The sequence below is a fragment of the Parabacteroides caeci genome (assembly GCF_023656795.1).
Classification (GTDB): Bacteria; Bacteroidota; Bacteroidia; order Bacteroidales; family Tannerellaceae; genus Parabacteroides; species Parabacteroides segnis.
Map to the genome: position 1 here is coordinate 1 of NZ_JAMOKT010000108.1, position 11,807 is coordinate 11,807.

The 11,807-nt window shown below is 38.7% G+C and carries 6 protein-coding genes; 2 read left to right on the plus strand and 4 right to left on the minus strand.

Annotation, left to right across the window (positions count from 1 at the left end; genetic code table 11):
- Positions 1–157: 157 nt before the first annotated feature.
- From NBH15_RS28070 to NBH15_RS28085, 4 genes are read right to left on the minus strand one after another with little or no spacing between them, the layout of a single operon-like run.
- The gene (locus tag NBH15_RS28070) at positions 158–3,367 is read right to left on the minus strand and encodes a SusC/RagA family TonB-linked outer membrane protein (protein WP_122327348.1); all 3,210 of its coding nucleotides are present in this window, start codon (positions 3,365–3,367) and stop codon (positions 158–160) included.
- A gap of 33 nt (positions 3,368–3,400) precedes the next feature.
- A complete protein-coding gene (locus NBH15_RS28075) occupies positions 3,401–3,994 on the minus strand; it encodes a hypothetical protein (protein ID WP_122327349.1) in 594 nt (197 codons plus the stop codon).
- Positions 3,995–4,014: 20 nt separating this feature from the next.
- A complete protein-coding gene (locus NBH15_RS28080; protein WP_122327350.1) occupies positions 4,015–6,561 on the minus strand; it encodes a LamG-like jellyroll fold domain-containing protein in 2,547 nt (848 codons plus the stop codon).
- Positions 6,562–6,600: 39 nt separating this feature from the next.
- Entirely contained in the window at positions 6,601–7,641 is a 1,041-nt protein-coding gene (locus NBH15_RS28085; RefSeq protein WP_147426538.1) for a T9SS type A sorting domain-containing protein, read from the minus strand.
- A gap of 232 nt (positions 7,642–7,873) precedes the next feature.
- On the opposite strand from NBH15_RS28085, the gene NBH15_RS28090 reads away from it, so the two are divergent.
- Together NBH15_RS28090 and NBH15_RS28095 are read left to right on the plus strand one after the other, a co-directional pair.
- Entirely contained in the window at positions 7,874–8,851 is a 978-nt protein-coding gene (locus NBH15_RS28090; protein ID WP_250824117.1) for a ligand-binding sensor domain-containing protein, read from the plus strand.
- Between the two features lie 14 nt (positions 8,852–8,865).
- Positions 8,866–11,727, plus strand: a complete 2,862-nt coding sequence (locus NBH15_RS28095) for a hybrid sensor histidine kinase/response regulator (protein WP_250824118.1) — start codon at positions 8,866–8,868, stop codon at positions 11,725–11,727.
- Positions 11,728–11,807 lie beyond the last annotated feature (80 nt).

An 11,807-nucleotide genomic window follows, 5' to 3' on the forward strand; every position in this document is an offset into this window, starting at 1 on the left:
ATAAGCTATATCGTTATTAGTTAATAATGAATTTGATACAATACAAAGTTAACTAAAATGGTATAGCTTTTGTAGTGCTATCTCGTGCTATCCGTCTTTTCCGATTTTAAACATAGGAACTATATTACTTACTGTTTACTGATTACCCAAAATGTATTTAGAAAGTTACGTCCAGACCTATTGACCATACTCTGTACATCGGATAGGTTTTACCCGGTCCATAGGCACTGTCAGTTTTACCGACAGCTTCCGGATCATAAATCTTTAGTTTAGTAATAGTAAATAGGTTTTCACCGGATACATACAGACGGGCCCTCTTCACATATTTGCTCAGTTTCGTATATTCCGGTAGATTAAAACCGATTTGCAGGTTCTTCAAACGCAGATAAGCTGCGTTTTGCATAAAGCGATCACACACTTGCGAGTTGTTTCTGTCTGTTCTTATGCGTCCGTAGTAAGGATCGTCCATATTGGCACCCAATGTTTCGCCGGCATACCGGAAGTAATCCAGATGATTTGTGTAAAGAGAACGTTGCCAAGCTCCTACCATCCCGAAGAAAGTCGCACTATCTTTAAAGAATACGTCGCGCTTACCGATGCCTTGGAAAAAGGCTCTGAAATCAATGAACTTATAGCGTGCATCCAACGTAAAGCTATAAGCAAAACGGGGAGTACCGTTACCTATCACTTTCAGGTCACCGTAATCATTGACGGTTTCACTACCTTTGTCCACTCTTCCGTCGTTATTCAGGTCTTTATACATGATATCGCCGCCGCCCCATTTGCTACCAATCGAAGATTGATCGTGCAAAGCCAAATAATCGGTCATTTCTTTATCACTTTTAGCTATGCCAATCGTTTCATATCCCCAGATATCGCCATATTTCTTTCCGCTATACCAGCCGTCAAGTTTACCGTCAGGACTGTCGTAGCGGGTTATCTCTGTCTGATAATCACTGAAGGTCGCCGAAATACCGTAGCCGAAATTCTTATTCACCTGGTCTCTCCATCCGATTTCGAATTCCCAACCCCGGTTTCTCAATTCCGCATTGTTAGTTTTCGGAGCGCTGGCTCCATAAATAGAAGGCAACGACTTGGAGGGGCCAACCATATCCTTAGTTGAACGCTGAAACCATTCCAATGTTCCCGTAAAACGATTCTTAAAGAATCCCCATTCGAGCGCAGCTCCCATATTTTCAATCTTTTCCCAGGTCAGGCTGACAGAATAAGGATTGTACATCGGAAGTGAAACGGCCTGTTGCCCACCAAGCACCAAGGAGGCATTTTTAGCTTCCATCTTCTGGTAATACGGATAAAAAGACGTGGTGTTCTGGCTTCCCAGCTTCCCATACGAACCTCTTAATTTCAAATACTCAAAACCGGCTTCATTTAAAGATTCCCAAAACGGCTCACTGGCGATATTCCATCCCACGGAAAAAGACGGAAAAAATGCCCAGCGCTGATTGGAGGGAAAACGTGATGCACCGTCATAACGCAGATTGACTTCAGCCATGTAACGTTCATCATAATTATAATTGATACGTCCGAAGAAACCGAGTGAAGACCATTCTCCTTTCTTATCTGACATCATCGTATTGGTACCGGCACCCGATGGCAGGAAAGGTTTATCATCCAGCAAAATATCATCTGAAGCTACACGGGTCGTTTCGGTATAATAATACTCCGATTGTCCGCCCAGCAATACTCCAAAAGCATGCTTATCAATATTCCAGTCATAATTCGTATAAATATTCGTATTGAAATAGTTGACTCGTCCGTTACCTTTTTCAAAGTAACTTACTCCGGCCGCAGGCTGACGGTTGAATGATCCGTTATCCTTAACTTCAGTCTTGTCGGCTACGCCTTCCAACACAGATATATATTGTAAAGTACCATCGGGAAGACTGCTTTGAATCTTTTTAAACTGACGGGTATCACGGGGTGATTCCAAACGACTGTTCAGTTCAACATGGATATTCCATTTCTCAATCGGTGTAATGGTCAATGTAGCCTGGTTATACAGTTGCTGATTTTTGTTGTTCACACGCCCTCCGTCTTTCATTGCTGGAATCATGGATTCTCGGTTGTATTCACCGTTAGGCATATAAAGAGGCATTAGAGGTGACCGACGTCCCAAGTTATGGAAAAACAGGTCGTTCATGGCTGTCGGTTTATCGTTTTCCGTATTCACAAGGCGGGAATTCCAAACCAATTGCACGTACTTATTAAAATTGACACCCACCTTTCCGTTGATGGACAGACGTTGAAACTGTTCATCGGCATAATTGAACAGACCGGTCTGATCCAGATAGTTTCCTGAAAAATAAAAATTTACTTTATCAGTACCTCCACTAACACTGACATTATGTTCCTGCGAAACCGTCGCTTTTTTCAGATAGGTATCATACCAGTCGGTATTACCGAAACTCCGCTGTCCCCAAGTCCAATCATTTTGATCAGCCACTTTTTCGATGCCATAAGGCAGTTCGCCACGCTGATACTGCAAAATTTTATCCAGTTGTCCCTGTCCGAATTGCGCACCGCCTCCTGCATTGATGAAAGCATCGTTGATCATTAATGCATATGTATAAGAATCCACCATCTGGGGAACTTTTATCGGATTGGATATGCGGACATTACCTGTATAGTTTACTTGAGTAATACGGCTCGATCCGCTTTTCGTCTTTATCAGGATCACACCGAAAGGAGCGCGGGAACCGTAAATAGAGGCAGCCGCAGCATCCTTCAGTACGGAAACATTCTCGATATCGTTCGGATTGATTGTCGATAAGTCACCTTCCATCCCGTCGATCAACACCAGCGGAGCAGAACTGGAACCTTCGTCTATGGAACCGATACCACGAATATTGATTTCCATCTTTTGCCCCAACGCACCCCCTTGATCATTGGTAATGTTCAAACCGGCAATTGTCCCCTGCAATCCCTGAACCGCATCCGTCAATGGTCTGGATTCAAAGACTTTGTTATCGATCGTTTTTACGGATCCTGTCGCATTGATCTTTTTCTGCGTACCGAAACCGACGATAACGACTTCGTCGATCAATTCCGAATTACTCTCTAAAACGACCTTCAAGTCCTGTTGTTTACCTACGGTTATTTCCTTATCCTTGTAACCGATATAGGAAATCACGAGAATACTTTTAGAATTGGGTACCTGTAAGGTAAATTTACCGTCGATGTCGGTCATCGTACCTTTCGAAGTCCCTTTTATATATACATTCGCTCCAGGGAGCGGTTCATTCATATCGTCCAAAACAACACCTCTTACAGAGATGTTCTGGGCATAAACGTTTGCGGTTAACAAGGAAAGAAGACATCCGCAAATGAACATAATTATTTGTCTCATATCTTTGCAATTGTATTATTAGGCTTATCCTTTTTATTTACTAACTCCTTTTTGTCCGAAAATAAGTTTATACATAATCGTACTATCCGGAGTATGCACAATTTGTACAGCATCCACAGCACGGGGCGACGCATTTCTATTGCGCGTAACAGCCACCGTCAGCGTTCCGTCTCCCCCACCGGCCAGGTTCTGGGTAAAAAACCATTGTACCTTTCCGCCGCTGCTTGGCATCGGCGCTTTCCATTTGCAGTTGCTGGCAATCGATATCATCAAGGTATCGATGTCGGGGTCCAACATAATTTTTTCCATCTCATATAGTTTACCGGTAGTCTGCCCATCGTAATAGATACTATCTTTTGTAATCTGATAGTTACCCTGTTCATCCTTTACTAAATTCCCGTTTTGATCTTTCAACGTATCCGACTCCGTATAAAAATAACGGTATGTAGTATCGATACTTCTGGCCAGATTGAAAGTATATGAATTATTACTTGCCGAAGCAATACCGGTAACTTCCAGGGTCGGTTTCAAACTGAAATCACCTGGATTTGTCGCGTCATCCTCACATGCTGAAAATGAAAAATAAAGAAGACTGCCGACTAAAAGTGAATAAAATGATTTTTTCATGGATTATAACCAATTATTAATTATTTCTTTATAAATCTACCGTTGAAGGCTTTTCCTGTAGCTGTAAATAGTTGGACAAAATAATTTCCTCTCGATAAATTTCCAACGTACAGTGAGTCATCATTTATCTTTTTTCCAATCACACATGAACCGGACACATCAAAGATCCGGACATATTCCGGCCTCTCTCCCTCTTTCAATATAAAAGAGACCGTTTCTTCTACCCATGTAGGATATATCTGAAGTTTGTCCTGATTGACGGAAACAGAAATATTACCGACCGGAGTTATACTAACTTTTGTAACCAATGTATCCACATTACTGTTTAATATGAAATTAGCACCTTTTACCAAGCTATACGGATGAGATGTTTTCACATCATTCCCCATATCCCAATACATAATACCTCTAAGTTGATTATCCTTTACGAACCGATTTCGCCAAAGTGTCTGGTCATAACCGCAGAAAAGACGATAACAACCGGGTGATTCCTGATAAATACGATCAATTTCTGGAGAGTAGAAATCATCAAACAGATTGCGGATGCCAATCGGAGGATACGCTGTTGCATTACCGTTTTTAATTACATTGCTATTTTCATCCATTCCTGCCGATGTGGTAGTTGCATAAGAAAGCACGATCTTTTCTTTCGGATACCCCCAACTCAGAAATTTATCGTAAGCTGCTTGATAACCATTCCGTGTAAAAATATTTTTATCATTCGGTCCATAAACCTGAAACAGGAAATAATCCACATATTTCATATATTCCACCGGAAAACGATAAGATACATTATGGGGAGTCACCGTTAGTATTTTTCCTGTTTTCAGGTTTTTACGGATTTGCTCTACTACCAATGCATAGTTTTTCCATCCAGTATCGCTGTATGTCCATTCAAAATCCAGATCAACACCGTCCAGGTCAGTTTCATTAACGAGTTTTGCTATATTCTCTCCTAATTTCTTCCTGAGACCAGCATCACTGAAAGTTGTTTCCCAACCAGTATGACTACTGACACTCATCTTGATTTTAAAACCTCTATGCCCGTCATAAGCGCTCCGCATAATATTAATATAATGTTTAAAAGAATAAGAATCATATCCCAAATTATCCTGCTTATCATATGCCCAATAAGAATCGGTCGGCCAAAGCGACGAAGCATCCAATTGGATCTCAAACCCCGGCATGATCACTCCGTTATTCATAATAGATTTCAATTGAGCCTGACTCTTCCCTCCTGCCCAAATAACTGTTTCATCCAACTTGGCATGTAAATTCAGGCCGACAACAGCCGGAACATCCGACAAATCGGGTAGAATATAAGATACCTCTTCATTCGGAAAGTTTCCACGTGAAGGGAAAGAGGCTACTCCATTGAAGGTAAACAAGTAAAGTTCCCCTTTGCCATTTTCCTTATTGGTCGACACACCCAGATGTACCCATTTCCCGATTTCCATTTTCTTGTCGCGGATATATTCTTTACCATTTAAGCGGACGATAATCTGCTTACTGTCTTCAGCACCAAGACGAATTGAAAATCCGTTTGTATCGGAAGCTTCTTTTTTAATAATAAAAGCCCCTTCCGTCCATTCTTCCAAATAAATCCAGGTATGAAAACAATAGGTAGAAGTAGATCGTAAAGCCTTGGTTCCGACCTCCATCTGAGCACCATTTCCATTTAAAGCAAGAATCCCTTTTCTACCTTTATAGTCACTCATATAGGTCCCATTTGCAACTGTACCCTGATTATCGGGATAACTGACATTTACGGTTCCATCGGGATAAGAATTGATTCCTAAAACTATTAATGTATTAGCTAAAAGATATTTGTCTTTATCGATAGCTCGGTCTGTAAAACGACCGAAATCAGTATATGCAGCCACAATACAATAAGTAAAGTCAGGATTGTCGGTCACGATCTCCCGTCCGGACTGCCCTGTAAATTCACCATGATGACGATATGTATAATCCACCACATTGGGACATAGATTCTGATCAAACTTATAATATGCAATCAGATCTTTCCATTGCGGATGAAACTTATTCAATGTATTCCGCCACATATACTCATAATCGGAAGACAAAACAGTACCCCATATTCTAAATTCATCCAGTCTGCCTGAAAAGGTACCCCCCAATTTAAAAATCGCATTTGTTGCCGGTATTGTAAAAACTAGTGACAAAGTCTTCACAACCTGGTTATTTATTAAAACAGTCAGTTCACCTTTATCACTAATCAGTGTGATATGTGCCCATTTATTCACTCCCAGATCCGGCGACTTAACAGAAAAAGACTCTTTACCAGCAAAGAAGACCAGTTCGGTATCGTCACCTAACCGTGCTCCAAAAGAATTTTCTTCCTGGTAGATGACAGTTCCTTTGTTCCATCCGGATGGACACATCCAAAATTGAATGGTATAAGAGGACAAACCATTCATCTCGGATATATTTCCGAACGAAATGGTGCTGTTATCTACCAGTTTCAACGCATAATTATCAACTTGTGCTTTTGTGGACAAGACACACAAAAAAGCGATTATACTAATTATAGTAAGTTTTTTACACATGACTGTTCTGAGTTAACAAAATATGAGATACTGATTGAATTATTTAATCAAAACCTTCAATGTAGAAGCTCCTGATCTGACAAAATAGAAACCACTGGTCAAAGAAACGCGGTCGTTGGAGCCATTGGAAACAAATAGTTTTACCTGTTTGCCGTCAGTAGTGTAGATATAAACTTTTTCCCCCGGAGTCAGTCCCTGGAATTCTATCTGATTATCAAGAATAGTATAAGATATTTTATCATTTACCTTGATGTCCTCATTGGCAACTGTTGTCGATTTCAAACGAATCTGCTCCGTTTTTGCATCTCCCGTCGGATTCAGTGTCATTTTGATTTCTTTAATTAAAATGGCTGAATTAGGTAGCTTAGCCTGAGATGCAAAATGCAAAGTTAGACGCAAAGGAATTCCTGCTTCTGTTCCAGCCTGATAGTCAAATTCAGTAACCTGCCAAAGCTCATCATCATAATAAAGATTTCCATTTTCATCTTCTTTCGGTGAATTGTCATCTTCCCATCTGGCAATAAAATGACCACTTCCGTAAACTTCCGTGGCATCAGCGAAATCACCGGCATATGTATAGGGTTGAGCAGATAATTGCCCATTGGATAAATCAGGGGTATTTTCTATAATTCTAAATACAACTCTGAATCGTACCGGTGTTTCCTCAGGAACATCATCTTTAGTGAAAAGGCTCATATTCCACCAACCGATATTAAAAGTACCTTCGGCTGCTTTTCCTGCCGAGAAAGTAGAATTCGAACCTTTAATACATAAGACTTTACCTACTTCTCCACCCAAATCAACAATAGAAGATCCCGATTGGATATACATTGCATTGGGAGCTTCAGCCAATCCAGCACCAAATTGTCCGTTATTCAACACAATATAACCGTCATTAAATTTTTCCACTGCATTTGTAAATGCAGTAGGCGGATTAGCTCCGGCCATCGCCTCATCATATAAGTAAGTACCTACTTCCTGATTTGCAAATACATAACGGGCAGGAGTTATATCCGTCTGAGCCATTACATTCGCTGTCATTACAAAAGCTGCAGCTACAAGTAAAATTTTCTTTCTCATAAACTATAGATTTTAAAAGTTAATAAAAATTTAAATTATCTGTGTCTGCAAATGTATGAGGGAGGCTAGATTTGTATGTTTAATAGATTCCGATTTATTTTCCATTTTTGTCCAATACCGTTAATAAATACAATATTTGAAGCCGAGAGGACAATTATGGAACAAATATAAGCCTGATTTCATATCATCCGCTGGAAATTCATTATCTTTGCCACAACTATATTGATCAGCAATGAAACACACAATAACTTTTTCTATACTATTATTACTGCTTATTATAGGATGCAACTGTAAGGCTTATCCTTTTTCTGATTATTATTTTAAGCAGTTATCCATTAAGGAAGGCCTCTCCCAATCCACTGTCAGATGTATATTAAATGACCAAAAAGGATACATCTGGATCGGAACGAAATTCGGACTGAACCGTTTTGACGGAAACGTAATAAAAACTTATCGTTACAAACAAGATACAGAAGGTAGTTTACCTAGCGACCTGATTCATTTTATAGCAGAAGACTCGTTATTGAACATTTGGATTTCAACAGAGAAAGGTTTAGTCATATACGATTATGATTTGGATCATTTTGTCCCGGTACTCTATCAAGACAAAAATATAAATGTTCGTTCTTTCCTGTTATTACCTGACGGAATCTTATTCGGGGGACGAGGTATAATCTATAAATATGACTATCAACACAAAAAGATCCAGCCTGTAGCCATAAATGGAACTGAAAATTACAAAGTATATTTCAATTCCATGGAATACTGGAAGGAGGATAAGATATTGATCAGATGTCGCTGGGAAGGCTTATGGATCTATAACCTAAGAAGCGGAAAGATAGAAAGGTCTCCTTTTTACAAGGAAAAAAATACATTGGCAACTTATATCGATTCGGAGCAAAACTTATGGGTGTCACCTTATGGGAAAGGATTACTGTGTTTTTCAAAAGAAGAAAAACTGGTTAAACATTATCAAACTAATAATTCAAGGTTAAACAACAATATAATTTTGGATATAAAAGAAAGGAACGGAGATTTGTGGATAGCCACCGATGGCGGAGGTATCAATATACTCGACCGGAAAAAACAATCTTTTTCTTTTATCAAACATTCACCGGGTGATATCTATTCCTTCCCTGTCAACTCTGTTTATAGTCTGTATATCGATAAAAAAACAATTTATGGGCCGGAAGTATTCGTGGAGGTCTGATCGGAATTCGTGAAGTGTCCATAAAAACATACAGGGAAGTTCAACCTAACAATAAGCTGGGATTAAGTGATGGAACTATCTCCAGCCTGTATGAAGATTCCGATGGTATGATATGGGTCGGTACCGACGGGGGAGGCCTCAATAAATTAGATCTTCAAAACAATACATTCTCCTATTATCCTGAAACGCAAAATGAAAAAGTAACCTCTATTTCAAAGTTAGATAAAAATGAATTAATCCTTTCTTTTTTTGGCAAAGGTCTATACCGTTTCAATATAAAAACAAGACAACTCATACCATTCAGGCTCGTTGACAAAGAAAATGATGAAGATATTTACCACATGGGACTGGCTGTCAATATAAACAAGTTTTCTAAAAACAAAATACATTTCTTAGCTAACAAGGTCTATCTCTACGATATCGAAAAGAAAACATTCAACGGCATAGAATTGACCGACCAGGTTCCCAATATCACCGTCAGTTCCTTACAAGTTGTTTCAAACAATAAGGAACATACTTATTTATTCAGTATAAAGCAATTATTCGAAGTTGATAATACAAACAGTACATTAAAGGTTATTTTCAATCTGAAAAATGTCAATGAACAGATTACTGCTATTTGTGACGACAACAAAGGAAACTTTTGGATTGGAACAAATCAATACTTGCATCATTTCGATTATAAAAACAATCAAATCAAGACCATCGAAACTAATCTTTTTCACGGAGTCAGTTCTTTGATTTCAGATAAAAACGGCAGATTGTGGATAGGCACACAGGATATGCTTGTCACTTATTTCCCAGAAGAAGATAAATTTATCCTATTGGGTGAATCGAACGGAGCTTACCCGAATGAATATCTACCCAAACCGGTATTGATTTCCCAGTCCGGAGATATTTTTATGGGAGGTATTTCCGGATTAACACGCATCAGTAATGATATAAAACTTAATGATAACTCTATGCCTCGCATAGAGTTATCTGATTTAATTCTTGACGGAGTCAGAATAAATCAGCGCCAGATAAAGGATTCCGGAAAACAGATTAAACTTCCCTGGAATTATTCCTCACTGGTAATCAAAATTATGTCTAATGACGAAGATGTTTTCCGAAAAAAAATGTTCAGTTATCAAATCATAGGTCCTGACAAATACACCTCCGAGTCGTATGAACCTATGCTCACTTTTCATACATTACCCTACGGTGATTACCAAATATTTGTATCATGCAATATGCAAGACGGCAACTGGAGTACTCCCATAAAAGTATTATCTTTTACCATATCGACCCCCTGGTGGACAAGTGCCTGGTTTATTCTAAGCGTCATTCTATTGACCATTGCTATCGGAATAGGCATCGTTATCGGCATTTTCCATAAAAGAAGCACCAAACTAAAATGGGAAATGAAAGAACACGAACAAAAAGTATATGAAGGAAAAGTCCGTTTCCTGATTAATATCAGTCATGAGTTACGTACACCTCTCACATTAATTTATGCACCGCTAAAAAGAATGCTGAACCAGGATAATCTCGAAGAAGAAACTCAAAAAAAATTAACAGGCATATATAAGCAAGCTAAACGAATGACCAACATTATAAATATGGTATTGGACATTCGTAAGATGGAAGTGAGTCAGGATATCTTGCACATGCAACCTCATGAACTGAATACATGGGTTCATTCCATTGCAGAAGACTTCCACGAAGAATTCAGTACAAAAAAAATCGAGTTGAAATATGTATTCGATCATTCTATAACGTCTGTTTCTTTCGATAAAAACAAATGCGAAGTCATTCTTTCCAATTTTTTAATGAATGCGTTGAAATACAGTCCGGATAACTCCAGTATCACTTTATCGACCCAAAGAGTAGGAGAATACGTAAAAGTATCTGTCAGCGACGAAGGGGCCGGTCTCGAAGACGTCGATACAAACAAATTGTTTACCCGCTTCTATCAAGGCTATAATCACCAACCGGGTAGCGGAATCGGTTTATCTTACTCTAAAACACTGATTGAGTTACATGGCGGGAATATTGGAGCAGTAGACAACGAGGGGAAAGGTTCTACATTCTTTTTCGAACTAAAAGCAAATAATACCGAAAAAGAGATTGTTTACACGGAAAAAAACTATCTAAACAGCCTATTGTCCTCCACTGATGACAATGATTTCATAATCCAGGAAGGACTTCGTTTTGATATGAAAACCTATTCACTTCTTATTGTTGAAGATGAATCTGAAATGTTATCATTTTTAAAAGATGCCATGACTGACAAATTTAAGACTGTTTATACTGCCGAAAATGGAAGTAAGGCACTCGATTTGATTTATAAAAATCATCCTGATATAATTGTCAGCGATGTTATGATGCCTCAAATAAACGGAATTGAACTTACTCACCGTATCAAAACGGATATTGAAATCAGTCATATCCCAGTCGTTTTATTGACAGCCAGAAATAATGCGGAAAGTATGTACCAAGGGTACGAAACAGGTGCCGAAGCCTATTTGGCTAAACCTTTTGATATCGATGTATTACTAATGTTGATTCGCAATCAACTCAGGCATATCGAATTATTCAAATCACGCTACAAAAATTATAATTTTGTTATTACAGAATCAGAGACTTCACCTCTTAGTAATATTGATGAAAAGTTCTTATTGAAACTGAATAGCCTCGTTATAGAGAATCTTTCGAACCCAGCCCTGGACGTGCAATACCTGACAAGCAATATAGGAATGAGCCGTTCTTCTTTATACGCAAAAATGAAAGCATTGACAAGCATGAGCATAAATGATTATATCAATAAGCTACGTATTGAAAAAGCAACCCAAATCACTAGTGTCCCGTTAAAATCGGGACGAGTTATTAATTAATCAAATAATCCCGGAATAAGGGGATTAAATTGTTCTTTGACATCATTGAAATTAGTCTTATTAAACAGCTCTTGTAAATG